Annotated in this window: 21 protein-coding genes; 9 read left to right on the top strand and 12 right to left on the bottom strand. The window is 47.0% G+C overall.

Annotation, left to right across the window (positions count from 1 at the left end; genetic code table 11):
- Positions 1 to 70: 70 nt before the first annotated feature.
- From ACI0FF_RS05250 to ACI0FF_RS05240, 3 genes are all read left to right on the top strand, one after another.
- Positions 71 to 2,035, top strand: coding sequence for an alkaline phosphatase family protein (locus ACI0FF_RS05250; RefSeq protein ID WP_419799073.1), 1,965 nt, complete (start codon positions 71 to 73; stop codon positions 2,033 to 2,035).
- Between the two features lie 129 nt (positions 2,036 to 2,164).
- Positions 2,165 to 2,968: a GNAT family N-acetyltransferase gene (locus tag ACI0FF_RS05245; RefSeq protein WP_417819949.1), complete on the top strand. Its 804-nt coding sequence runs from the start codon at positions 2,165 to 2,167 to the stop codon at positions 2,966 to 2,968.
- Entirely contained in the window at positions 2,965 to 3,795 is an 831-nt protein-coding gene (locus tag ACI0FF_RS05240; protein WP_419799072.1) for a lysophospholipid acyltransferase family protein, read from the top strand. Before ACI0FF_RS05245 ends, ACI0FF_RS05240 begins: the two co-directional genes overlap by 4 nt.
- Here the strand turns inward: ACI0FF_RS05240 and ACI0FF_RS05235 are convergent.
- Positions 3,753 to 4,754 (bottom strand): sensor domain-containing diguanylate cyclase, encoded by a 1,002-nt coding sequence (locus tag ACI0FF_RS05235; RefSeq protein WP_419799071.1) that lies wholly within the window; start codon positions 4,752 to 4,754, stop codon positions 3,753 to 3,755. The genes ACI0FF_RS05240 and ACI0FF_RS05235 overlap by 43 nt on opposite strands.
- A gap of 262 nt (positions 4,755 to 5,016) precedes the next feature.
- Between ACI0FF_RS05235 and ACI0FF_RS05230 the strand changes: the two genes are divergently transcribed.
- The 3 genes from ACI0FF_RS05230 to ACI0FF_RS05220 are packed head-to-tail and all read left to right on the top strand — an operon-like array spanning position 5,017 to position 7,068.
- On the top strand, positions 5,017 to 5,340 hold the full coding sequence (locus ACI0FF_RS05230) for a DUF2249 domain-containing protein (protein WP_419799070.1): 324 nt from the start codon (positions 5,017 to 5,019) through the stop codon (positions 5,338 to 5,340).
- Positions 5,337 to 6,617, top strand: a complete 1,281-nt coding sequence (locus tag ACI0FF_RS05225; protein WP_419799069.1) for a hypothetical protein — start codon at positions 5,337 to 5,339, stop codon at positions 6,615 to 6,617. Before ACI0FF_RS05230 ends, ACI0FF_RS05225 begins: the two co-directional genes overlap by 4 nt.
- The gene (locus tag ACI0FF_RS05220; RefSeq protein WP_419799068.1) at positions 6,592 to 7,068 is read left to right on the top strand and encodes a hemerythrin domain-containing protein; all 477 of its coding nucleotides are present in this window, start codon (positions 6,592 to 6,594) and stop codon (positions 7,066 to 7,068) included. Before ACI0FF_RS05225 ends, ACI0FF_RS05220 begins: the two co-directional genes overlap by 26 nt.
- 93 nt (positions 7,069 to 7,161) lie before the next feature.
- Here ACI0FF_RS05220 and ACI0FF_RS05215 read toward each other — a convergent pair whose 3' ends face one another.
- Both ACI0FF_RS05215 and ACI0FF_RS05210 read right to left on the bottom strand, forming a co-directional pair.
- Positions 7,162 to 8,091 carry an exopolyphosphatase gene (locus ACI0FF_RS05215; RefSeq protein WP_419799067.1) on the bottom strand — a complete coding sequence of 310 codons (930 nt, stop codon included), beginning with the start codon at positions 8,089 to 8,091 and terminating at the stop codon, positions 7,162 to 7,164.
- 213 nt (positions 8,092 to 8,304) lie between these two features.
- On the bottom strand, positions 8,305 to 10,002 hold the full coding sequence (locus ACI0FF_RS05210; protein WP_419799066.1) for a hypothetical protein: 1,698 nt from the start codon (positions 10,000 to 10,002) through the stop codon (positions 8,305 to 8,307).
- Positions 10,003 to 10,250: 248 nt separating this feature from the next.
- Between ACI0FF_RS05210 and ACI0FF_RS05205 the strand changes: the two genes are divergently transcribed.
- Positions 10,251 to 12,317 carry a HAMP domain-containing methyl-accepting chemotaxis protein gene (locus ACI0FF_RS05205; RefSeq protein WP_419799065.1) on the top strand — a complete coding sequence of 689 codons (2,067 nt, stop codon included), beginning with the start codon at positions 10,251 to 10,253 and terminating at the stop codon, positions 12,315 to 12,317.
- On the opposite strand, the gene ACI0FF_RS05200 is transcribed toward ACI0FF_RS05205, so the two are convergent.
- The 7 genes from ACI0FF_RS05200 to ACI0FF_RS05170 form a co-directional block, all read right to left on the bottom strand.
- Entirely contained in the window at positions 12,318 to 13,193 is an 876-nt protein-coding gene (locus ACI0FF_RS05200) for a 50S ribosomal protein L11 methyltransferase (RefSeq protein ID WP_419799064.1), read from the bottom strand.
- A gap of 89 nt (positions 13,194 to 13,282) precedes the next feature.
- Entirely contained in the window at positions 13,283 to 14,296 is a 1,014-nt protein-coding gene (locus ACI0FF_RS05195) for a lipid A deacylase LpxR family protein (protein ID WP_419799063.1), read from the bottom strand.
- Positions 14,296 to 16,599, bottom strand: a complete 2,304-nt coding sequence (locus tag ACI0FF_RS05190) for an ATP-dependent helicase (RefSeq protein WP_419799062.1) — start codon at positions 16,597 to 16,599, stop codon at positions 14,296 to 14,298. Before ACI0FF_RS05190 ends, ACI0FF_RS05195 begins: the two co-directional genes overlap by 1 nt.
- Positions 16,600 to 16,663: 64 nt before the next feature.
- Positions 16,664 to 18,439 carry a chloride channel protein gene (locus ACI0FF_RS05185; protein WP_419799061.1) on the bottom strand — a complete coding sequence of 592 codons (1,776 nt, stop codon included), beginning with the start codon at positions 18,437 to 18,439 and terminating at the stop codon, positions 16,664 to 16,666.
- 87 nt (positions 18,440 to 18,526) lie between these two features.
- The gene (locus ACI0FF_RS05180; protein ID WP_419799060.1) at positions 18,527 to 18,841 is read right to left on the bottom strand and encodes an STAS domain-containing protein; all 315 of its coding nucleotides are present in this window, start codon (positions 18,839 to 18,841) and stop codon (positions 18,527 to 18,529) included.
- A 115-nt stretch (positions 18,842 to 18,956) separates the two neighbouring features.
- Positions 18,957 to 20,003 (bottom strand): GGDEF domain-containing protein, encoded by a 1,047-nt coding sequence (locus tag ACI0FF_RS05175; protein ID WP_419799059.1) that lies wholly within the window; start codon positions 20,001 to 20,003, stop codon positions 18,957 to 18,959.
- 91 nt (positions 20,004 to 20,094) lie between these two features.
- The gene (locus ACI0FF_RS05170) at positions 20,095 to 20,571 is read right to left on the bottom strand and encodes a thioesterase family protein (RefSeq protein WP_419799058.1); all 477 of its coding nucleotides are present in this window, start codon (positions 20,569 to 20,571) and stop codon (positions 20,095 to 20,097) included.
- A 99-nt stretch (positions 20,572 to 20,670) separates the two neighbouring features.
- On the opposite strand from ACI0FF_RS05170, the gene ACI0FF_RS05165 reads away from it, so the two are divergent.
- Positions 20,671 to 22,251 (top strand): hypothetical protein, encoded by a 1,581-nt coding sequence (locus ACI0FF_RS05165; protein WP_419799057.1) that lies wholly within the window; start codon positions 20,671 to 20,673, stop codon positions 22,249 to 22,251.
- A gap of 8 nt (positions 22,252 to 22,259) precedes the next feature.
- Here ACI0FF_RS05165 and ACI0FF_RS05160 read toward each other — a convergent pair whose 3' ends face one another.
- A complete protein-coding gene (locus ACI0FF_RS05160; protein ID WP_419799056.1) occupies positions 22,260 to 23,141 on the bottom strand; it encodes a hypothetical protein in 882 nt (293 codons plus the stop codon).
- Between the two features lie 129 nt (positions 23,142 to 23,270).
- Here ACI0FF_RS05160 and ACI0FF_RS05155 point away from each other — a divergent pair, with 129 nt between their 5' ends.
- Entirely contained in the window at positions 23,271 to 24,050 is a 780-nt protein-coding gene (locus ACI0FF_RS05155) for a helix-turn-helix domain-containing protein (protein ID WP_419799055.1), read from the top strand.
- A 41-nt stretch (positions 24,051 to 24,091) separates the two neighbouring features.
- Here ACI0FF_RS05155 and metH read toward each other — a convergent pair whose 3' ends face one another.
- Positions 24,092 to 26,728 (bottom strand): methionine synthase, encoded by a 2,637-nt coding sequence (gene metH, locus ACI0FF_RS05150; RefSeq protein WP_419799054.1) that lies wholly within the window; start codon positions 26,726 to 26,728, stop codon positions 24,092 to 24,094.

Genomic DNA, 26,728 nt, shown 5'->3' with positions numbered 1-26,728 from the left:
ATGCATCATTGACAGGCTATAAAAGCCTTCCTACCCTCATAAAAATCAATTTCTTATTCGGATATATTCAATGAGCGCAGACCAAACGACTTTACCACCTGTTCTTGCCGGACCAATCTTGCGCCGCACAGAACCGAAACGGTTGGCCCTTTGGCTTGCACTCAGTGTCGAAGCCGATGTGAAAATCCAGTTTTTTGAACAAAGCAACATACTTGCCGAATTTTCCCCATCATCCCAAGACATCAACATTCACCAACTAAAATGCGGTGAGAAGTTACACATCCTGTTGATTGATCTGTCCTTTAACGACGCTTTGCCCCGCGACTGCTGGATTGATTATACCCTTTGCCTGAAATCACAAGATCAAGAGATTTGGCAGGATATCAGGGAAATCAGCCCTGATCTCCTCTATCCCACACATGACAAGCTGGGCTTCTTGTTACCGTCCAAGGTTGGTAGCATTTTGCACGGATCATGTCGGAAACCCCACCATGACAGTGGGGATGGCTTGGTGGCCGCTGATGGCCTGCTGGGCAAGCTTCTTGAAAACAATGCAGATAAAGACGAAAACCTGCCCGCATGGCCGTCAGCCCTGATCATGTCAGGGGATCAAATCTATGCCGATGACGTGGCCGGCCCCATGCTGCGTGCCATTCACAACGTCATTGATCAACTGGACCTCCCTGCTGAAATGTTCGACGGGCTGAAAGTGCCCCCGATTGAAACGTCTGATGAACTTTATCAGCACAAAAGCAGTTATTATGATCGAACAGCTATTTTACCACAGGTCGAAGCCAACCGTGATCTGTTGGATATTCTGTTCGGTGGTGTACGCAAACCGGTTTTCACCACCGATACCGCGCACAACCATTTAATGACCCTGCATGAAAATCTGCTGATGTATCTGATGGTTTGGTCCCCTATTCCTTGGACCATTGCACAAATCGACTGCCCTTCAGGTCTATCCGTTGAAAATCAAAAATTATTTGCGGAAGAAAAGAAAATTTTGGACCGCTTTATCGAAGGCTTGCCACAGGTGCGCCGTCTCATGGCCCATTTACCGGTTGCTATGATCTTTGATGACCATGATGTCACCGACGACTGGAACCTGAACCGTCAATGGGAAGGAGCCGTTTACAATCACCCCTTTTCCAAACGCATGATCGGCAACAGCCTGTCTGCTTATTTCATCTGTCAGGGATGGGGAAACAACCCGGATAAATTTGACACACACTTTATAAACGACCTGCAAACCGCGCTGAATACACCGGGATCTGACGACCATATCGACTTTATTGATCATCTTCTGAAATTTGAAGGATGGGAATATCAATGGAAAACAGAACCGCCCTTGATTGTCATTGATACACGCACACGGCGTTGGCGGTCTGAAAGTTCTATGGTCAAACCATCCGGCCTGCTGGATTGGGAAGCTGTCGGAGACCTGCAAGAACAGCTTTACGGCAAAGACAGTGTTTTGCTGGTTTCACCCGCGCCGATCTACGGCGTTAAATTAATTGAAACCATCCAACGCATTTTCACATGGTTCGGCAAACCTTTGTTAGTGGATGCAGAAAACTGGATGGCGCATCCGGGAACGGCTAATTCCATTCTCAATGTTTTTATGCATAGCAAAACACCCCACACCTTTATTATTTTGTCCGGTGATGTTCATTATTCCTTCGTCTATGATGTCGAATTGCGCGGACGAAAAGGGGGCCCGGATATCTGGCAAGTCACCAGCAGTGGTTTTAAGAACGAGTTTCCTAAAAAGTTGCTGGATGTTCTGGATATCATCAATCGTTGGCTTTATTCTCCCCGTTCGCCTTTAAACTGGCTTACCAAGCGCAAACGTATGCGCATTATACCACGCAAACCCGAAGGACATGCCGATGGGCGCCGCTTGCTGGATGCTGCCGGGGTCGGATTGGTCGAACTGGACGAAGACGGTCGTCCTTGCCGTTTTCGTCAACTTCTGGCCAATGGGCAAATGGTCGGATTTGATCGCATGGAAAATCATTCCCGTTGGCAATAAACCCCGCCCTGCGCGGACGTCATAAATCCTAAATCTGAAAGTCATGAAAGCTTCACGTCAGTGAAACACTGCTGAACCAATGTTTAACCTACCCTGACGGGCAGTGTTCAACGAGCAGTGAAGAAAACAATGACGAACCAGACAGAAACGAACCTTGATGTCCGACTTGCGCGCAACGCCGACGATTTGGAAGCCGCTCAACGCCTGCGCTACCGCGTCTTTTTTGACGGTATGGGCGCTGTCCCTGACCCCGAAGTTGCCGCAGCGAAACGTGATTTCGATCGTTTTGACGATTATTGTGATCATTTGCTGGTTATTGATAAAACCAAAGAAGCCGCTGGCGAAGAATGTGTTGTCGGCACCTATCGCCTGCTTCGCCGTAGCGTTGCCCAACGCCATGAAGGTTTCTATTCGGCTGATGAATTCGATCTCTCCCGCCTTGAAAATTATCAAGGTGAAATTGTTGAGTTGGGGCGTTCTTGTGTCGACCCCGATTATCGCGGTAAAGCCGTTATGCAGCTTTTATGGCGTGGCATTGCGGAATACATTACCGATTACAAGATTTCACTGATGTTCGGATGTGCAAGCTTCCCCGGCACAGATACAAAAGCGATGGCATCAGCGTTATCATATTTGCACCACCACCATAGCGCACCTGATGAATGGTCACCCAAGGCATTGGATAGCCGTTATGTAGATTTAAAACTGCTCAAGAAAAAACAAATCGACAGCCGCCAAGCTTTACGCGAAATGCCCCCGCTTATTAAAGGTTACCTGCGTGTCGGCGGGGTGATCGGCAATGGTGGGGTTATTGATCATCAATTCAATACAGTCGATGTATGCCTGTTGGTCGAAACGGACAATGTAACAGGTCGTTACCAACGTCACTACCTGCAAGATGCAGCAAGTGTGTCCAATCAGGCCAACACATGAAAAAATCTGTTCTGCGCGGCATTATACGCACAATTGCCTTTTTGGGGTGGACCCTCCTGTTGGTCCCTCCCTACTTGTTGATCTTCTGTCTTGGGCGCCATGTTCGCCGCCCAATGGTGCAGTTTTGGCATCGTGGGGTCTGCGCGCTCATCGGTATGAAAGTCACCTGTTATGGTAAACCGTCTCAAAGTAAAAGAGTATTGCTGGCTGGAAACCATGTTTCTTACCTGGATATCCCGATTATAGCCTCCTGTCTGGACGTTACCTTTGTCGCCAAGGCCGAGGTTGCCGACTGGCCCCTGTTCGGGTTTCTGGCGCAAATTGCACAAACCGCTTTTATTGAACGCAGACCGTCCAAAGCGCGGAAACAAAAAGCCAAACTTAAACAGCGGATTTTAGGTGGCGAACGTTTGATGATCTTCCCCGAAGGGACCAGTTCTCCCGGCAACAAAGTTTTGCCTTATAAAAGTGCCTTGTTTGAAATGGTAATGGAAGACGATTTGCGCGAAACCTGCCTGATCCAACCTGTCACGCTCGCCTTTTGCCGGTCACGCACCCACCAACCTTTGACCAATATCGAGCGTGATTATTTTGCCTGGTATGGCGACATGACATTGGCCCCTCATTTATGGGATGTCTTTTGCCTTGGCGGTGTTGAAGTTGACGTCATTTTCCACGCCCCCGCCTTGGCTGCTGATTTTAAAGACCGCAAAGCACTCGCACAATGGGCGCAAAATCGTACATCAAACGGTCTTGCCAATTTGGTTACACCTCAACCTGAATGTCACGAAACAACCGTGGCACAAACAGAAATTGCCTTTTCTTGACCGCAACCGTTATCAATGCAAACTTGATTACGCCCCTGTTGTTTTGCCCGATAAAGCGCCTGATCTGCCCGTTCGATAATCTGTGCAGCTTCACATTTTTCATCAGGCACCAACGAAACCCCGCCAACGCTGATTGTCACACGTTGTCCGCCCGGATTATTTTTATGTTCCAAGTTCAGATCATAAATTGATTGCCGGATACGTTCTCCTACCCGTTTGGCACCTTCAAAATCAGAATTGGGGATAATCATCGCAAATTCTTCCCCCCCATATCGGGCAGCTAGATCATTCGCCCGATACGCTTGTTTCCCCAGAGTCTCCGCAATTTTTTTCAGACACTCATCGCCTTGTTGATGACCATATCCATCGTTATATCCTTTGAAATGGTCCACATCACACAACAGTAGTGAAAGGGGTTCTTTTTCACGGCGCGCATGCAAAAGGTCGGCTTCTAATGAGATATCAAAAGAACGCCGATTCGCTAACCCCGTCAAACCATCCTTATGTGCAAGGCTTTGCAAGGCTTGTTCAGCACGCTTTTGCTCCGTCATATCGCGTAACGTTTCCACAATGGCGATCATATTCCCGTCATCATCAAATATCGGACCACAATTAATCGCCAAATATAAACGTTTTCCCGCACAGGGCATGACACACCAGTTTTCAGCACGCACACCGTCATACACATCTTTTTTCAAAGAAGATGTACTATAATATTCTTCAATGGCATCCATACGTCCCTCGCGCACCAGATCGGCAAGACACACACGAGGTTCTTCATAAAAGGCCCGCCAATGATCCCGGGTTCCAATCACCTCGTGTGCCATCACATTTGTAAGGCGTTCACACGCCTTGTTCCAAATTAAGACTTTGCCTGACGGATCCAACACAAAGGTTGGAACGACCAAATGCTCCATTAAACGAATAGCGAACTGATGTTCGCTAGAGTGCTTTTTCAATTTATTTCCCCTGTCAAAAGAAAGTGCTTTTGTGATCTTGTTTACAGATCAGCCCCTTATTTCTTTTTTATTTCTATATCGTACGTGAGCTTCACACGAAATTCAACCAAACAACACACCTATTAATTACATTAAAAAAAACACCTTCAACCCCTTTAAGCTATAAGTTTTTCTCATCCTTTTCATGTCACCATGCGTCATATGCGCCTTATGATTGACCGGGATCAATGAGAATATAAATCAAGTCAGGCATATGTTTTTCATGATGAGCCTACACAACGAAAACGGTCCTTGCGACGGCCAAATCCCTAAAGACTGGAACTTGCCGGAGTTATCAGATCTGATCACAATTACATCAAATTGTGTTCAGATTGATCTGCGACGTCAATCCGCACCAACACCTTTGGTCGCTACCTTAAAGATTCTAGACTGCTTAAATCCCAATCAATATTTTGAAGGATATTTCCCTAAAATGCCGATGCACCTTTTCTCTCACTTACAAGAAGAAGCATGGGCTTGGGATGTTATAGAACACAACGAACACGGTATTCGCTTAAGAATATATCGTGAAGGCCAAAAACCATGATAGGCGGTGGCGTACCTTTCGGTGCAGAACAACGTCTGTTACCGGAATGGATCCCTCTTTCTTTTTTCTTCGTGTCGTTGACCTGCCTCCCGCTTGGTTGGATATTACTGTTTCTTCAAGCCGAAAACATTGCCAGTTTCCAAGGTGGGTTCGGTCCCGTTTTGGCAGCCCTGCACACCTTCACCATCGGTGTTGTCCTGATCACGGCTTTTGGTGCATCCATGCAAATGTTACCTGTGGCAAGCGGTGCAGCTATGAACAAACCTGTCGGCGTCATCTTGCTTTTTATTCTTCTGCTGACTGGTACAGCGATTACATTGGGCGGATTTGCCCATTACCTCCCCCTCATCACATCTTTTGGGGCGGCAATCCTGTGCCTTAGCGCACTGCTCTATGCAGTCATGCTCGTCCGTCTCTTAGCCAGATCTGATAGCCTTAAAATTATCCGCAATCATGTTTTGGTCGGAGCGCTGTGCCTCCTGCTCGCCGCCGGGCTGGGAGCATCCATGATTTGGAACTGGGCAAGCCTGCTTTCCTTGACAATGCCAAATCCACGACTGGTTCATGCCGGGCTCGCCCTCTATGGCTTTATGGGGCTCATTGTTTTCGGTTTCAGCCGGATCATGGTCCCCATGCTCAGCGTCAGTGACAAAACCAATGATCGACTTGCCATATTGGGGCTGTTGGTCGCCTTAACGTCTTTACTGTTGTGGGTTGGCGGCTTCTTTAAAATTGCACCGTTTGTCGCCCTTATATCCGTGCTAATCCATGTCTATGAAATGTTTACGATCTTAAAGGGTCGCATTCGCACCCGTTTAGGACCAGAATGGATCGCTATTCGGTTCAGTTGGGTCATGTTGCCGCTCAGTCTCCTTTTGGTCATCGGGGCGCAATGGACCGACAATAAAGCCAACATAACCGAACTCAGTATTCTCATCGCTGTGCTAGGTTGGCTGGTGTCCTTTATTATTGGTATTTTACAACGCATTATTCCCTTTCTGCTGTCGATGCAAATTGCCCGTCAGACAGGCATGCCGGAACTCCCGAGTAAACTGGCTTCGGAAAAACTAACACGCCTTATCGGTCCCCTGCATATTACAGCGGTCGGGATTACCGGGGTTGCTGTGATGATAGATAACTCTCTTCTATTACAATTTGGTAGCTTGATTGGTCTAGCTTCCGGCCTTTCTTTTTTAACTTTTTTAATTATTGCCATAAAACGCAAACGTCTGAGTTTGGAGAAAATGAAAAATGAGACTCTCGCAAGTTTTACATGAAGAACACCAACGTACTCTAACCGTTCTGGATGAACTGGATGGCTGGCGTGGTAAAAGCAAACCAGACAACATTGAACAGATCAAACGTCTGCTTACAAATTTAATTGATGTGGCTCAAAGCGACATTACGGAACATTATGCCTTTGAAGAAGAGCACCTCTTCCCCGTATTGCGCATGAACGGAGCGGATTTTATGGCCAATATGTTGGCAGGCGAACATCAAATGATCCGTCCGATCGCACAAGAATTATCCGCAATGGCGCAAAAAGCCATCGATAACGGTTTCGATGATCAGAGCTGGCAAAGTTTTCAGGAACTCAGTTTCGATTTTATCGGTCACGAAACCTTCCACATTCAAAAAGAAGAAATGGGGTTAATCAACGCGATTAATTCTTTATTCACACCGGAACAGGAAGCCCCACTTATTGCACTGTATAAAAAGGGCGATTAAGACAACGTTACGCTTCTTGTCACATAAAAAAACACCCCGCGAGAATTTTGCTCGCGGGGTGTTTTTTTATTGTTATTCGCTGAGTGTTCATAATTACCCGTCTGCGGTAATTTGTGCCACCAGCTCAGACAACACCTGATCAACTTGATCGTTTTCAACCCGGCACGTCCCCACTTGCTTATGACCACCGCCACCATATTTAAGCATCAGGCTACCCACATTGGTTTCTGAACCGCGATCCAAAATAGACTTACCGCAGGCCAGCAAACATTTGCCGGGTTCAATTTCCGGGATAACCTGAATGGAGATATTGCATTGGGGATACAGGGCATAAATCGTAAAACGGTTACCCGCGTAACTTTCCGTTTCCTTGCGTAAATCAAAGACCACAAGGTTATTATGAACCTCGGTGCTGCGTTTAATCTGATTTTCAAATTTTTCTTCATGCAGGGAATACAGATGCAAACGTTCTTCGACATCAGGTATTTTTAAAATTTCTTCAACCGGATGATGACGGCAGTAAACCATCATATCCTTCATAAACTGCTCGTGTGAAACGGCAAACTTGCCCACACGGTCAAGCCCAGTGCGTGGATCCAAAATAAAATTCAGTAAGACCCAGGGGCCAGGGGCCAAAATATCTTCTTCATTATACTGCGCTGCATCCGCTTTATCGACAGCAGCCAGCATATCGGGGCTAATTTTCGGGAAAGCTTTGGCACCACCAAAATGATTATAGACCACACGCGCCGCAGACGGTGCATTCGCATCAATAACCAGATTATCATGCCCACCGACACGTTCCAGTTCACTAAAATGGTGATCAAGGCATAAATGCGCTTTTTCCACATAAGGAAGGTTTGTCAGAATGTCGTTTTCACTAACTGTAAATTGCCCATCCTGAATCTCTTTCGGTTCGGCAAATACAATGTCGTCAACCATTCCAAGTTCGAGAAGCAACGTACCTGAAACTACACCGTCAAAATCAGCTCGCGTGACAAGGCGATACTTTTGATCAGTCATGTTTTCGGCTCCTAATCATATTCATTCTTATGCGAAGTTCTCGCCTTAACGCCAATAGTTTAAGTCCTAAAATTGTATTTGTACACAATATTAGAATAATTTGGCAGCAAAACCTGTAACGCCAAATTTGCCAGAGTGACACCACGAGCGCAATGCATAACAGCAAAAAAACGCCGAATAAATGAGCAATTCAACAATTTGCCTATTTTCGGCTTAACTTTTAAAACCGGCCTCTGCCATCATTCGGTAAAAATCTCGGATCATAATCTCTTTCTGGGCAGGATCATTTTCACCTTCCGTAAATTTCTCAATAAAACTCTTACCCTTCAGGTGATCAACCACACGTTTACGAGCCAACGCCATTGCATGCCCATGTTCCCATAACACACCGGAGCCACAAAACTGTACCATACGGATCGCACGATCTCGCAAAGCGGCTTGTGGATTATCCAGTTTATCAATAAGTTTGGTATCGATCAGGTATTTTTCCACCAAACGGTCCAGCGTAGACAAAATTGTTTTTTGTTCACTTTCATCCAGTGTCGATTCTTCCACCAGCACATGAAGATCTTTCATACAAACCAATTTTTCTTTGGCGGAAAGGTCACCTGCACAAAAATCGCTAATCGTACGAGCCATATTGCATAATTGAGACATACTCTGTTTTATGACATCCGGGTGAGCATTTCCAAGCGGAGCATCCCGTAACGCAATTAAATAAGGCAAACTGCTTGCCCCATCCGGGAGCATTTCGATCAACCATTTAATCGACATACGCTCACCGCTTTCACCACCCTGCTTCAAGCTTCGGCCATATCGTCGGGATAAAGCTTCCGCCATATCCGCCCCGCCCGTCATCCCGGAAGGCAGGGTTAATCGCGAGAAAAGCCGTAAAAATTCTTTTTCTTCCATCGCTTGATCATTACGCGACAGCGGTTGCTTGCCCGCCAACTGGCGGATGATAAAGTCAAATAAAATGTCACGTGTTTGCATCAATCTATCTTGACTGAACAAACGGCAGAAAGCTTCGACAGCGTCCGCACACGCCCCTGTCCCATTGACCGGCTTGCCATCCACCCAATCCAGCAAAGTAAACAAGGCACAAGAAAGGTTTCGTTGGGGGCCGAGCATATCTTGTATCAAGGTTGCGGAAGACATAATTTCCGCAATCAGCCCATCCAGTTCGTATTCCAGTTCTTCGCCCTGCTCGCTTTCAAGCCATGCCAGCACCTGCTGAAGTTTCGCTTCAACACTGCGATATTGCACCAAAACCTTACACATCACGGCAGGCAGTGCCATTGGCTTTCCAATAGCGTTCGCGGTCTCGACCACTTTGTTTAAATCTTTACTTTCAAAAGATTTATATGCCTTGGTTTTGCAGATTTTCTCTACATCATCCATGATGGCCTGAATTTCAGAAAAGATATCGTCGCGGCGTTTGCGTGAATCCAGTCCGCTTTCACGCGCCTGCAATGTGGACACACGATCAATTGCAGGCGAAATCAGATCACCTGCCATAAATCGTTTTGCCTTGTCATGATTATATAAAAGTTCAGAAGCGATTGTCCCTTCGCGGTCAAATAAATTGCGCAACAATCGGCTCATGGTAATGCGGGCATTTAACCCCAGATAATCATCACGATGCGCACAAGGTGCCGCTTCGTCAATATTTGCCAATCGCACTGGGATGTTTCGCCGGGTCAGGCGTTGTTCCTTAACGATCTTTTCGACTTCCATCTTATCAGCACGTGTCCATACGCGCACTAATTGAACGCCGTCATATTCGCTATTATCGTCTTCGGCATAATCCGTGTAGAGCCTTTCTGCCATTTTCTGGTCTTGAAAGACTTTTTCGACAAACCAGCGATCCTGATCGCTTAAACGTATCTCGTATTTTGTATGTCCTGCCATTTTTTTATTCGAATTTCTTTCTCTTTATCTTCGCATTTTCTAGGCGAAGCTTTCCCTTTTCCATATCCTATGCGTATAAATCAAAAGTTTCCATCGGAAAATGCAACTGAGACTGTAAACAGCTTTTCCTTTACCCCATGCTACACACGAAAATGTGATTGTACTTGATTAGCCTTTCTTCGTTTTTCTTTCAAAATAGCTCCGAGAAGACTTGTACAATTTTTACTTGATCTTAGAGAGAGCTCCACATGGTTTCCCTACCCAAAAAATCTTTAAAAACACGACTCAGCTTTGCTTTTGCAACTTTGTCCATCCTCATGTTGATAAGCCTGTCAGTCACCATCTTTAAGAGTAAACAAGTCGATCATGCCGTAGAAAACATCGTTGAAAAAAGTGCCCCTATCGCCTTTAGCGGCGCACAACTCGCATCCAACATTAATGCCAGCATGGCCACACTGCGTGGTTGGGTTTTAACCCATGATGAAGCCTTTAAAATACAGCGAGCTCAATTATGGGCAACGATTCTCTCTGACATCAAACATATGGACAGTTTTCTTAAAGATCAGAAAAAATGGCAAAAGCTGAAAAAGGACCTCCTGCATTTCAAAGAGATACAGGACAAGGTCGAAACCGTCGCCCATAGCAACGAAGATTTACCGGCCACACAATTGCTCAACGATAAAGTAACTCCGCTTACCGATGCCATGCTGTCTTCTATCTCCCAAGTCTATATTGCTGAGGTCGACCTCCCCGCCACCGTGGAACGCAAACGTATGCTGGCTCATATGGGGGATATTCGGGGTGGACTTGCCGTCGTTAGTGGTGCAATACGCGCTTATCTTCTTACGGGGGAAAAACACTATTCTGATCAATATCAAGCGGTATGGAGCTGGGCATTAAGCAAAAAGGATGAACTAAAGAACAATCTTGATATCCTAAGTGAAAACCAACAAACCAACCTTGAGGCTTTCAATACGGCTGCAGACACGGTTACGCCCTTATTTGCTGAATTGATCAAAATCCGTTCCGGCGAAGATTGGAACCGTTCACGTAAATTATTGGTCAACGACGTCATTCCCTTGGCCAGCAGCATTTTGTCTCAACTGACCGACCCTAAAACCGGCCTTGTCCCCTTGACCCGTCAAACAATGGAACAGGCAGGGAAAAACGCGCAAAATGCAACAGGTGCCCTGACAGGTACAGCCTACCTTTTGGCAATCCTTGCCATTGTCGTTGCCATTGTCATGATTATCCTGTCCGTTCGAACCATCGTCACACCTGTTACAGATATGACCAAAGCCATGAGCCGACTGGCTGAAGGGGACAACGACACGGTTATTCCCGGTCAAGACCGTCAAGATGAAATCGGTTCGATGGCACAAGCGTTGAGCATCTTTAAAGAAAACAGTGAAGAACGGCTCCGCCTCGAAGCTGCCGGAAATTTGGAACAAAAACGTCGTGAAGAACGTGCGTTACGTATCGACCAACTCAGTCATGACTTTGAAGCAACAATCCGCAACGTGCTTGCCGATACCGCACGATCTGCCGATACGATGAAAGGGTCCGCACAATCCATGCAGGATGTCGCTTTGCAAACTCTGGAACAAACCCGTTCAGCCGCAGATGCATCCCAACAAACCCAAAGCAACGTCGAACATGTCGCAAATGCGACCGGCGCTTTATCTCAGTCCTTTTTCCAAATCAGCGAAAATGCAAAATCATCCGTCAGTGCCATTCAGTCTGCAATTGAAAAAGGTGAAAACGCGTCTCAAACTGTCAACTGGATGTCTGAAGCCTCTGCCCGTATTGGAGAAGTCGTCAGCATGATTGAAGATATCGCGGCCCAGACAAACCTGTTGGCCCTAAACGCCACAATCGAAGCAGCCCGCGCAGGCGAGGCAGGCAAAGGGTTTGCCGTTGTTGCCGGGGAAGTCAAAAATCTTGCCAATCAAACCGCGCGCGCCACACAGGAAATTACCGAGCACATCACCCGCATGCGCGAAACCACCCAACAATCGGTCACTGCCATTCAGGATGTTTGTGAAACGATTTCCAGTGTGGGGCATCAGGCCGGCGATGTGCGTGATACCGTCACCCAGCAATCACAAGCCACGCAGGATATCTCTGCCAATGTGGATGATGTTGCACAAAATAGCGCTGTCATTTCAGATAGTATTTTACAGGTCGAAAATGCGGCAACCCGTACCAATAGTGTTGCAGGCGAGGTTCTGCAATCGGTCGAAGATGTCTCCTCCCAAGCCAATCGATTAAAAGCCGAGGTCGAAAGCTTCCTGTCGGCCTTAAAAGCGGCTTAATTATTTTTTGCGCAAAACGAGTGTTTGCCAGCCATTGACTTTAATGCGTTCAACCAGACGCAGGCCATGACAGCGATGTGCGGCAAACACCCAGTTTGCATCCCGATCCAAAAACCCTGCCAGTACCGCAAAGCCGCCCGGCTTCAAGTTCTTCGCAAGTTCTTTTGCCATTGCCGACAATGGTCGCGCCAAAATATTGGCCATAATGAGATCATAAGGCCCATTACGCGTCACAGATGGGGAGTTATATCCATTGGCACATAGCGCAAGCACAGAACCACCCACACCATTTACTTCCGCATTATAACGCGCGACATCAACTGATTGTGCATCAATATCACTAGCAACAACCGATGCCCCCCACGTTTTTGCAATCGCCATTGCCAAAATGGCCGAACCACAGCCCATATCCAGTGGGCGTTTAAAATTATAACGCCGTGACAATCGGTCCAAGGCCTGTAAGCACCCGTTCGTAGAGGCATGTTCCCCCGTGCCAAAAGCGGTGGCAGCTTCAACTTTCAGGGCGATTTTCCCCGCAGGTAATTTGCCGTCAAAATGTGAACCGTAAATAAAATAGCGCCCAATTTGAAGGGGCGGATAATTGCGGGCATATTCAGCCAGCCAATCTTTATTTTCAATAGCCGTAATCGTTACGGTTGGTGCAGATACACCGGATCGTTCAGCCACAGCGGTAATGGCCGCTTTCAAGGCTGTTTCATCCGGTTGTTCTTCTGCATAGGCTTCAATACGCTGGGCCAGTTCATCATCATCCAGATATTGGGTGACGGCACCACAAAAAGCTTCCAGTGCGAATTCGTAAGCATCCGCCAGCTCAGGGTTAACTTCCAGATCAACACGCCACAATGTATTCGTCATATGCATTTCCACTTAATCAAGGCTGAATATCTCCGCCTCTCATAGCATATAACAACACAAATGCCATCTTTGTTTCGATAGAGGTCTACCTAAAACTGATAAGATACGGTTATTGCGCCGTACCGATCCGGCGACTGTTGTTTTTTAAATTCTTTCGTGCGGATAATCTGTGTAAAAGCCACCCGGACATCGTGATAACGCATGGCAAGGCCTGCCTGAACATCAAAAACAAACGGTTTTTTATCCACACTATAGGAATCGGCCAATGTATTGCCGTCTAAAAAGATATTACGCGCAACCGCACGTGCCCCACCCCCGGCAAACAGATACCAGACAAAATCGTCCGTTGACGTATAATAATCACTTCCCGGTAAACTGGGGCGAATGCGTGGCGGTCCACCCCGGTCTTTTTCTAGATCTTGCCCAAACCGAAAAACGGTTCCGGCTTCTGCATGGGTGAAGATATTGCCGAGGGAAACACCAGCATAGGGGGTGGTATCCAGATCCAGATCAAACACCCCGGTTTCCACGCTCATAAAACGGCGCCATTTGCGCTCGTAAGTGACCACAAGGCCAGGTTCATTTTTCAACTGATGATCCCAGCCCATCGGCTGGGGACTACCGACAACACGGTGAACAAATTTTTGTGTGGGTTCAGCCAATGATGCCGGACCGACCATCCCTAGCGTAAGTTCAAATGTATCGACCCGTTCTTCCATGTCGGAAACAAGGCCGAAACTCCCATAAAGCCAACCGCCATAGGGGCGATCCATGTCGGCAGGGTCTGTCAGGGTAATATCTGCCGGTGAATACATATTTTGCCCAAGGGCATAACTGGCACGCAGTGTTCCTTCATCGGAAAAGAAAGGAAAATATCCTGCCGCGTCACGCAACCAATCGGCAACTTCACCTTCCGGTGCCGCCAGTGAAAAACGCGTCCCGTGGGTGTAATGACGATCGGTATCCGAACCGAACATATCGTTTTCCAACGTCATGTTGAACGTCCAGCCATCCCAGTCATCCAACATATCCGCATGGACATGATCAGGAGAAAATGCCCCAAAAACCAGTGCACTCAACACACATAGCCCATAACGGCGCATTAGATTTTCTCCACAAAACTATCAATCACTTTTTTCCGTCCGCCACTGGCGAAGGCAATATCTAATTTATTCCCATCCACATTCAGCACAACCCCTGAACCGAATTTTCCATGTCGCACATGATCGCCTTTGCGAAATCCGCCATCGGGTACATCTGAGACGGTGACATCAAAAGCATCAATCGTCACCAGTTTTTCCGGGCGATTTTCTGATTTCCCACGATAGGTAAAACGTTGCGGACTGCCGCCAAATTTAGAATATCCATAATTCCCACCGCCATAATCACCACTGGGTGTCCCGGTTTCTCCGCCTGTTTCAATATGCGGTTCGGGTAATTCCGACACAAAACGGGACGGAAGCATATCGTTATATTGCCCAAACACCCGACGACGCAGCGCATAAGAAATGATGGATCGTTTGCGCGCCCGCGTAATCCCGACATAACCCAAACGGCGTTCTTCTTCCAGCGCGCTGTTGCCAGACTCATCGAGTGCCCGTTGATTGGGGAAGGTGCCTTCTTCCCAACCCGGCAGGAACACATTATCAAATTCCAATCCCTTGGCAGCATGCAAGGTCATAATGGTCACCTTGGCATCATCGGCCCTGTCCTGAACCTCCATCACTAGGGAAACATGTTCCAGAAACTCATTCAGGTTTTCAAATTCCTTCAGGCCCGACACCAGTTCTTTCAAGTTATCGACCCGGCCTTGTGCCTTCATATCTTTTTGTTTTTTGGTTTCCGCAATACGCCAGTCCATATAACCGGACTCGTCCAGAATTTGCCCAACCAGATCGTCCACATCCAGTCCGTCTTTCAAGGATCGCCACAATTCAAACTGGGCCAGCAAATCACGCAACGAAGTCCGCGCCTTCGGCGATAATTCATCGGTATCCACCAATGTCATTGCCGCACTATAAAGCGATATCTGGCTTTTGCGGGCATATTCCAGCAGCGTTTGCAGTCCTTTGGTTTTTGGTCCAAACCCACGCGACGGCTTATTGATAATGCGTTCCAAGGCCAAACTGTCATTCGGTTGATTGACCACCCGTAAATACGCAATGGCATCGCGGATTTCTTCACGCTCATAAAAACGCAAACCACCGACAACCTTATAAGGCAGGCCGAGCGTGATCATGCGTTCTTCAAATTCGCGGGTCTGAAAACCGGCACGCACCAAAATCGCCATTTCATTCAGGCTTTCACCCTTGGCTTGCAAGGCTTCGATTTCATCGCCAACAAAACGGGCTTCGCTTTCGCCATCCCACAGGCTTTCCACCCGCACCTTAATTGCTTCGTCCTTACTTTGTGGTTGCAAGGTTTTTCCCAAACGGTCCTCGTTATAGGAAATCAGCCCGGAAGCTGCCCCCAAAATATGCTCGGTTGACCGATAATTGCGTTCCAGTCGAATAACCTTGGCACCGGGAAAATCTTTTTCAAATTTCAGGATGTTGGCAACCTCTGCCCCCCGCCAGGAATAGATCGATTGATCATCGTCACCGACACAACAGATATTTCGATGTTGTTTTGCCAGCAACCGCAGCCAAAGATATTGCGATACGTTGGTGTCTTGATATTCGTCCACCAAAACGTAACGAAAACGGCGTTGATATTGTTCCAGAATTTGCGGCTGTTCTGCAAAAATTGTCAAAACATGCAACAGCAAATCACCAAAATCACACGCATTATTCAGACGCAGACGTTCCTGATATATTTTATAAATACGAACAGCAGCCCCATCGGCATAGGCCGCCCCCTCCCCCGGGGAGACTTTTTCAGGGGTCAGGCCCCGGTCTTTCCAGCGCTGAATAACCCCCATCAAATTACGTGCCGGGTTTTTCTTTTCGTCAATGAATTCAGCTTCCATAATCTGCTTAAGCAAACGGATTTGATCGTCCGTATCAATGATCGTGAAATTGGATGTCAGCCCGACAACTTCGGCATGGGCGCGCACCATGCGCGCCGCCAGAGCATGAAACGTGCCCAGCCACCAGCCTTCGACCGGGCGCCCCAACAAGGCCGAAACCCGTTCTTTCATCTCCGCCGCCGCCTTGTTGGTGAAGGTCACCGCCATAATTTCACCGGCGTAGGCCAAACCTTGATCCATGATATAGGCCAGACGGGTCGTCAACACGCGTGTTTTTCCCGTACCGGCACCCGCCAATACAAGCACAGGTCCGTCGGTTTCTTCGACCGCCATGCGTTGTTCGGGATTTAAGGTTTCGACATAAGACGGCGGACCCTGCACCGGTGCCGGTTGCGCGGGTTCCAGATAGTCATCGTTGAAATCAAATGGATCGTTCATAAGTGCGGTTATAGCACCGACAGAAAAAGAAACAAAGAGGGAACAGGAATTTATTTCAAGCCCACTAGCCGCCTTGTTCCTGCTTTCGTTTTCTTAACAAAGCTGCGTTATAGGCCGCCATGAGTTCGCGTTCATCAATACAGCCCATATAAGCACGCCCCAATTCAGGAGAAACGACTGCGATTTGCGATACATTGATTTCTTCCAAAACCCCTTTAGCGACCTCCAGCGTATCACCGGTTTGTATAACGGGGGGACGTGTGTCGGCAATGTCTGCCGCCACAACCAGATCATTCAGGTTCGCATCAAAAACATCTTCGGGCATCTGCTCCCATGTAATCGCGCCATAAAGGCTGCGATCATGGGCAATCACATATAAAACACCGCCCGGTGCCCGTAAAAATCGTTTACGAACTTCTTTCAGGTTCGCATCTACACCGACATATTCGCCTTCACGACGCAAAATATCGGAAACTTTTAACTCTTTCAAAATTTGCGTACTGAAGGTATTGCCCAGATCAATACCACGTTCTTTGAGCTGCTCTAAAAAGAAGGATTGACGATGCAATTGATCATTGACCAAGGTTGCTAAAACACAGGCACACATAACCCCAATCGTAAGTGAATAATTTCCGGTCAGTTCAAACACAATTAATGTTGTGGAAATCGGTGCCCCCAACACCGCAGCCGCCATTGAGGCCATACCTATCAGGGAATAAGCACTTGCCCCCGACCATAAATCAGGAAACAGACCGCCGACAATCATGCCATAGGTGCCCCCCAACATAGCCCCAATCACCAACGAAGGGCTAAACACACCACCGGCAAAACCAAAGCCCAAAGACAAAACCGTTGCTAAAAACTTAAAAACAAAAAGACCTAATAATAAGGCAAACCCGTAAGATCCTTTTAAAGCATTATCCGTTGCCTCATACCCCACACCAAGAACTTCAGGATACCATAACGCAATCACACCGATACAAAATCCACCGATTGCCGGACGCATCCATGCTGGCAAAGGGACTGCCTGCACCTTTTTTTGTGTTTTCAAGATCGACCAAACAAACAAGATCCCGATCAAGCCACTTAAAACCCCAAGGCCCGCAAACGCAGGAAATTCAAGATAGGAGCCAAACTGATGAGCTTGAATTTGAAAGGCCGTCACATTACCCACAACCTGATGAGCAATGACCGTTCCGGAAATACTGGCAATCACCACCGGGGCAAAAGCTTTTAATGCATAATGACTTAAAATGACTTCTTGTGCGAACAACGCCCCCGCAATCGGCGCATTAAACGAGGCCGACACTGCCGCAGCGACACCACAACCCAATAGGATGCGGGCGTTAGAGCGCGAAAGTTGTAGTTTTTCCCCAACCCATGCGGCAAACGACCCGCCCAAATGCACCACGGGGCCTTCACGTCCAACGGAAGCACCCGATGAAATGGACAAGCCACTGCTCAAGGCGGCCCACAGTCCTTCTTTCAAGGACATTTGCGCCCCGCCGACTTCACAGGCTGCAATCACATCTGCCGGCCCTTTGGTTCTGCCATTATCCATAAATCGGTGAACGATAAAACCGACCAGAAGCCCGCCAAGCGTCGGGGTCAAAATCACTTTCCAAGGTGGCATTGCGGCAATATGGTCTGCAATCCATGCCCCGCTGATACCGAGAAAGACGGACTGAAAGAAATCAATTTTTTCAATAAACAAGATCGCGAGAGAGCCAACACAGGCACCGACGACAACGGCCAAAAGCGTCATGACAAGCTGGTCATTCTTGACCACCTTGCGTGTAAACAAAATAAACGGACTGGGCCTGTTGCGTCCTTGTGCCACTGACGATAAACCTTTTCAAACGTTACGCTGGTTTAGTCTATCATGCACATTAAGAGTTAATGAGTGGTAACTTGAATAAAAGCCGCCTTAGGCAGCTGAGCGATCCGGTGACATCAGACTGCTAAAACCTGCCACATGGATCATACGCGCAACTTGGCCTTCTGCATTTTGAATTTCAAAATCTATATTATTTTCTTCTAAAAGCTCGTTTACCTGCATAATCAGACCCAAGCCCGTTGAATCGATTAAATTGCAGGATTTCATATCCATGATCACACGATCAAATCCGCCTCGCTCAATCTCAATTGCCAAAGAGGACAAATCCGGGCTTTCAAAAAAAGTAAAATTCCCCTGAATGCAAAGGGCGACATCTGCCTCTTGACGCAAACAACTTAAAATCATCACACCCACCCCACCAAGTTACATTCTTAATTACGGTAAAGGTAATCTGATTTTAGGATGTTAGGAAGCTTTTCTGACTCTTTGGTCAAATAAGATTATTCAATAAATTCAACAACTAACCAGACAGTTTAGTTGCATCAATCTGCGTCAACACCTGATTGTAACCATTTTTCATGGCTTCTTGCAAAGTGCGGTCAGCCCTAACCAGGAGTTGACTTACCGGCTCGCCATATTCAAATAATGCAACCCCGACGGACATGGTGATTTTCCCGAGTCGCTCCCCCGTCGAACGGTTTACCACATTTTTGGAGCTCACACGTTTACAAATATGTTCCGCAAGACGTTTAGCATTTTCAAGATTGGTTCGCGGTAAAATAACGCTGAATTCATCCCCACCGTAACGCGCTGCCGTATCTTGCCCCTTAATACATTCACTGATGGTAACAGCAACCAATTTTAAGACCTGATCGCCAACTTGATGTCCGTAATGTTCATTAAAACGGTCAAAGTGATCCACATCCAACATCAACAAAGCCAGTTCTTCGCCATTCGCCATCGCATTCATAGATGATTTGCGAAGTTCCAGATCAAACAGTTTTCGGTTTGCAATCCCGGTCAAACCATCGGTCAAAGCTTCCCGGCGCATACGTTCAAGGTCGTCTTTAAGTTCGCTGATTTCACGCAGAGAGTTTTTCAACTCGTCCTCAACAGCGGAACGTCCTTCCAGAACTTGCGTGACATGCGCGTTCATTTTTGTCGTCAGCGCCAATATTTCCGACTTATCGTCTGTTTTGGCAATCTGGTCAGAGAAGTCACGTAAAGACACATTCAAACCCGACAAGTCTTCATCTGCACCGTCCAGCGTAGACATCACACGTGCCAACTCGCTTTCCATACGCGTTGTCGCGTCATGCAGCGTCGCGCTTTCCTGATCCAAAGTAAAAAACTTTTGGAAAATTTCAGAATTGCGTGTTTCTGTAAACGCCTGCTGGTTTCCCAACAAAATATCAAGCGTGCGTTTCAGGTCCGGATAGGTACCGCTGAAATAATGAAACCAGATCGTAAAATTGTGCGGATTTGCGGGCACGCCAATTTCATTCATCTTGTCTAAAGCTTGTTTTGCAAAGCCTAGCGCCTGGTCTGTATTTTCCGTATATTCCAACGTCTATTCTCCGTCACGGCCGATGGAAATCCTATACTTTAGTATAGTGATCTTTCCTCGATGTCGAAAGAAAAATTCCCCCGGCCACTTATCATTTCTTCAGCAGCTTTGTGATGGCACGTCCGCAATTATCGGGAAACCCATTTGCAAGCGACCCATCGACACCTGCCTGTAGATGAGGTTTGAAACGCTCCGCAATCTCGGTTGTTTTGCGTGTCTCCATATCCACATGCAGCACCATAATTTCATTGGTGGCGCATTTTTCACCTGTTTCCCCCAGAAACATTTCGTGAAAAATTTGCAGGCGCTTCGTGTCATACCCCAACAGCTTTGATTTGACCACCAACAAATCATCTTTTTTCACCTCATTTTCATAAGTGACATGAGATTCCACCACAAAAAATGATTTATTTTCGCTTTGGCGATATGCTTCTCCCAACTCTAATGTTTCAAGAAGCGCATCCGTTGAATGGTCGAAAACCAGCACATAATAGGCAACATTCATGTGTCCGTTGTAATCAATCCACTGCGCCTGCACCCGTGTTTGTCGTTGTAAAATATCATTCATTTTCATCTCCCCTCTAAACAGTCGTACAAAGTCGTGCTAGGCTGTCGACCTTATTGCATTGGTTATCGCAGTTTATATCAGGGAGCAAGGGGTCGTTAAATGGATAAAAAACTCATCACAACTGTATGCTTGATCGGAGTTGCCATTTTATCCTTGGCAGGATGTAAGGAAGAGGCAAAAAAGAAAACACCGCCGCCGCCCGAAGTCGTATTTGACTTACAAAAAGCACAAAAGATCGCACAGGAACGAATCCTGAGTGCTGATGTAGAAGCCGCCCCCCTACCCGTTCAAACTGATTATCTGCGTATTGTCGCACAAGCAGACACAACCCCGGCACAACCAGACCGTTTTCTAAAACCGATTACATCCGACAAAACACAAACCGTTATCATCCTTGCAACATTACATAATGGCCCCGACCTGACCATGCCGGATGTGCCGCTGTACATATTTGAAAAAAAACAAACATCTTGGCAGCAAACTTTTGCTGCACAAGGGCCGATCACCCCCTATTTTGTGGAACAACGTGCTCCGCTAGACGCCACGTTGGAAATTGTTCTCCTCAAAGATAAGCTGAAAGATCTGGCGCAGGATGCCCAAAAACAACTTGATAGCTATCTTTCGCAACATACCGTTTATTCCAAAGAACAAGCCCATGTTCTGTCCGCGCTTCCCGATGCATTTGCCCAACGCATTGCCCTCGTTGAAGAAGCATCCCTGAAAGCTCTCACCAAAACAGACATTTCCTATCTGGAAAATTACGCCAGCGCTTTCAGCTTTATGTCAAAAGCCGGAGAGGTCACTTTCACAACAACCTTAGCCATTGAAGGCAAAGAAAGCCTTCTCAGCCAACACGAAAATCAGTTACCTTCCTATAACGACCTTATGACCTACGCCATCGCCGGGCAAACGGCCCGTCAGGCATTGGGTGATCTGGAAAACAGTTTTTGGAGTGTCCCCGGTGACGCCTTGCGCCCCAGCTGTGATGCGATTAACGGTGCCTTGCAGGAACGTTTAGGCCTATCCTTAAAAGACAGCGCAATTGTCTTGTGGGGGATGATGCAATCTCATGCCTTATTCGCAACGGATATAGACTATAATACACAATGCAGCGGCGAAGATATCAACACCTTGCTCACAAACATGGGGCGAACACTGCCACAAATCCAATCGACACGCCCCAGCAGCCAAACTCTCACACAGATGAACCGCTCCCTGTCCCATGTGGCCCGTTTGGTCAAAAACACAAAGGACAGTGCACTTGATCAGATTGCCGATATGATGACGGATAAAGTCTTGGTACGTGATGAAGCCCGCCTTCTTTTTTCAACCGAACCCGACCAGCTTGTCAGCAATACACAGGATGTCATTGCCCCAGCCTTGGATAAAGCCAATGCTGCTGAATATTTAATGATGTTACCTGTGCAGGCCTATGGCTGTTACAGTCAGGGACAAGGACAACGCGGATATCACCGCGCCACCCTCGCCCAACTGGAAAATGATCCCAACCTGTGGCAAATTGATTTTGCCTTTGATGATCAAAATAAGATCAACGGCATTCAACTCAAGAAACCCAGCCAACTGGATTTCTGCCGCGCCATCGGCAAACGCACCGGGGCCAATCGCTGCCGTTTTTCAGGCAAAGACTTCCCCGGATTATCTGCCGATCGTTGCGGGTAAGGCTTGCCTTATTGCGCTTTTAGTGAGGAATACAGCACTGCATCTACACGACCATCAAACATATAAGGCATAAAAATCAGACGACCTTCAGAGGAAATATCCGCTAGCCCTTTGTGAAAGACACCAATTTGATGCGCCTGTCCTTGTGGTGTCACACGATACATCTGACCAGTGATCCAATCATTGACGATTGTCTGCCCATTTAGACGCACCACACCATCCAAATTCCCCAACTGCGCCCCACCACTGAGCGGCATAATTTTCTGGCTCTTCAAATCAACCGTTATAAGAGAGCCCGCCTTTTGGGTGGTGAAATCATCATTAATCCCTTCTCCCCATGTGCCGACATACAGGGTCTCCCCCTCAACTTCCAAGCCATTGGGATGTGCAATCTTGTTAGATTTCAACCACAAGCTCAACTCATCATCAGCCAGTTTATAAATCGTTTTGTCCAACATATCGCTGATATAAACATCACCCTGCGTCGATGCACTGATATCATTCAGAAAAATCGCTTGCGGAGCCTTATAGGTTTTAACGATTTTCGCCTGTTCAATATCAATTTTATGAATTCTCTGTATATCGCTGACAAACAAATAGTTGCCAACAACCGTCATTCCCTTAGGCGCATCCATACCACTGACCCAGTGTTTATTCTGAATTTTCCCATCTGGGGACAAAAGGGCAATATACCCTTTATTGTTTTTTTCATTCGGTTGTCCATTGATATTGCTGACAAAAATCTGTTGATGGGTACTGTCAAAATAAACAGATTCAGGTTGATCAAATCCATCTGCGGACCATTCCACCTCGGCTGCCTGAACGTTAAACACACCTGTTACAAAAAAAGACACCGCAAAACCAACGTGGAACAAAAAGGATTGTTTCATTTTTTAAAACTCCAATCATTTAAACTGGCGAAAATTTATTTATTATTATCCTTCACGTCCTGAACGTTATACAAAGTATTAATAAACGATACCTTATTGGCTTTTTTTAGATCATCGTCAGGAAAATTGATGCAAACACTCAATCGAGGCCTTGTTTTTGAAAAATTGCGCGTTGCCTTAAAAGCGCGGGGCTTAACCTACAAAGACCTGGGGGATGCCCTTGATCTATCCGAACCTACAATCAAACGCCTTTTTCAAGAGAAGGACTGCAAAATAAGTCGTCTTCTGGATATTTGTCGGATTATGAATATTTCATTAGACGATATTCTTAAAAACGATCCACGACAAGAACTCCCAAGTCACCCCATGCCTTTAGAGGTCGAGCGCGTTCTCGGGGAAAACGGTTCTCTCTTTGCTGTTCTCATTCACTTAAACGAAGGACTTACCCTTTCAGAAATCGCGACACATTACGATGTAGGGTTTTCATCCATTTTCTTATATGCACGGGATTTAGAAAAACTTGGTATTTTGGAAATCTTGCCGAACAACGAAGTTCGCCTGAAAATTGCACGTCCATTGACATGGCATCCCAACGGTCCCTTATTCTCACAAATCAAAAAAACAAATATGGCCTTCTTAAAATGGGTTATGGAACGCGCTACGCGGGACGATACGACCTTTATTTCGATCTCACGCACTATGCGTCCTGAAACAGCTGCTCTTCTGCAAAAAGAACTCAACGATTTGCGCGACAGGTTCAATCAACTGGCCCGTGAAGACAAATTACTCTACCCTTCGTCCTCACTTATCGGCTTCAAATGGGCAACCGGCTTTTCCGCAACACCATTTGACCGGTTATTAAAAATTGACCGTCACCCCCATATCCAAAAAGAAAAAGCCCCCGCGTAAACGGAGGCTCCTTCTCAACAGATATTTCGTTATTCGATCAATCAGCGATCATATCCCAAAACAGGAGATAGAAGTTTTTCAGCCTCGTTTAAGGAAATTCCTTTGCGACGGGCGTAATCTTCTGCTTGATCTTTTTCCACACGACCAACACCAAAATATTTGGCTTCCGAGTGGGCAAAATAGAACCCACTGACCGCTGCCGTCGGTGTCATGGCGTATCCGTGTGTCAACTCAATCCCGGCTTGTTGTGTCGCATCCAACAAATCAAACAGGGTTTCTTTTTCGGAATGTTCCGGGCAAGCAGGATAACCTGGTGCGGGACGAATACCTTGATAGCTTTCTTTAATCAGGGCGTCATTGTCCAGATTTTCATCGGCTGCATATCCCCAGAATTCTTTGCGCACACGTTCATGCATCCGCTCGGCAAACGCTTCTGCCAGACGGTCTGCCAAGGCTTTTAACAAGATGCTGTTGTAATCGTCGTGTGCCGCTTCAAATTCCGCCAGTTTCGTTTCAATACCATGCCCGGTTGTCACGGCAAACCCGCCCATATAATCATCCCCCGTCGGGGCAATATAATCGGCAAGGCAATGATCAAAACGACCTTCTGCTTTCGGAATTTGTTGGCGCACCATATGGAAACGTGCCAACTCATCTTTGCGTTCTTCATCCTTGAACAGGCAAATACTGTCATCCGCTGTTGAGTTTGCCGGCCAAAAACCAATGACCGCTTTTGCTGTCAGCCATTTTTCTTCGACAATCTTTGTCAACATATCTTGCGCATCTTTAAACAAATTGCGCGCGGTTTCTCCAACGGTTTCGTCTTGTAGGATTTTGGGGTACGTCCCCGCCAGTTCCCATGTACGGAAGAACGGTGTCCAATCGATCCGTTCGACAAGATCATCCAGCGGATAATCATCAAACGTCTTGGTCCCAAGGAAAGAGGGTTTCACCGCCTGAAAAGCAGACCAGTCAATCGGATGTTTTGCCGCACGGGCTTCTTCCAGACTCATGCGGTTACCTTTGTTCTGCTTTTTGGCACGCGCCACACGAGTTTTCTCATAATCTGCATTGATCCCTGCCACAAATGCATCGCGTTTGCTCTCAGACAACAGATTAGAACAAACCCCCACAGCACGCGATGCATCCAAAACATGCACCGTCGGCTGTTCATAGGCAGGATCAATTTTCACCGCCGTGTGAACCTTGGATGTGGTTGCCCCCCCGACCAGAAGCGGAATATTCATATTTAGTCGCTTCATCTCGCTGGCGACGTTGACCATTTCTTCCAGTGACGGCGTAATCAGACCGGACAAACCGATAATATCTACCTTGTTTTCATTGGCGGCCTGCAAGATCGTTTCAGTCGGGACCATAACGCCCAGATCAATCACTTCAAAGTTATTACACTGTAAAACCACCCCCACGATATTTTTACCAATATCGTGGACATCGCCTTTCACTGTGGCCAACAACACCTTGCCTGCACTTTCAGAACCGGCTTCTTTGCCTTCTTCGATAAAGGGCATCAAGTAAGCCACAGCCTTTTTCATTACACGGGCAGATTTGACAACTTGGGGCAGGAACATTTTACCTGCGCCAAACAAATCACCGACCACGTTCATCCCGTCCATCAACGGTCCTTCGATAACCTCAATCGGACGATCAAACATTTGGCGCGCTTCTTCGGTATCTTCCACGATGAACTGGTCAATCCCTTTCACCAGTGCAAAAGACAAACGTTCTGTCACCGGTTTTTCGCGCCATGACAAATCAATCGTTGCGGCCTTTGATCCACCTTTTTCTTTATATTTGTCAGCGATTTCCAACAAACGGTCAGTGGCATCCTCACGGCGGTTCAAGATCACATCTTCAACGCGTTCCCGCAGTTCTGCCGGGATTTCGTCATAAACTTCCAACTGGGCCGGGTTGACGATCCCCATATCCATACCGGCCTGAACCGCATAATATAAAAAGACTGAATGCATGGCTTCGCGCACCGGATTATTACCCCGGAACGAGAACGACACGTTGGACAAGCCACCGGAAATATGGCAATGCGGACATTCTTGGCGGATAACACGCGTTGCCTCGATAAAGTCCACAGCATAATTGTTATGTTCTTCAATCCCGGTTGCAACGGCAAAAATATTCGGATCAAAAATAATATCTTCCGGCGGAAAACCAACTTCATTGACCAGAATATCGTAGGAGTTTTTGCAAATCTCTATTTTGCGTTCCTTGGTGTCGGCCTGGCCTTTTTCATCAAAGGCCATCACAACGACAGCTGCGCCATATCGCTTGATCTTTGTCGCTTGGGCAACGAATTGCTCTTTGCCTTCTTTAAGACTGATCGAGTTCACAACCGCCTTGCCTTGCACACATTGCAGGCCTGCTTCGATCACAGACCATTTGGAACTGTCGATCATAACAGGTACACGGGCAATGTCCGGTTCTGCCGCAATCAGGTTTAAAAAACGCACCATCGCTTTTTCTGAATCCAACATGGCATCATCCATATTGATATCAATGATGTTTGCGCCATTTTCCACCTGTTGCAGGGCAACGCTCAACGCTTCGTCATATTGTTCTTCAATAATCAGTCGCTTGAATTTGGCCGAACCGGCGACGTTTGTACGTTCCCCGATATTGATAAAAGTCGCTTGTTGAGTTGTCAT

Origin of the sequence: Terasakiella sp. 4MB5A (assembly GCF_050058155.1) — a bacterium.
In the GTDB taxonomy this organism is placed as follows: Bacteria; Pseudomonadota; Alphaproteobacteria; order Rhodospirillales; family Terasakiellaceae; genus Terasakiella; species Terasakiella halodenitrificans.
The sequence above is the reverse complement of the archived record's forward strand: the minus strand, read 5'-3'. Positions and strand labels throughout refer to the sequence as shown.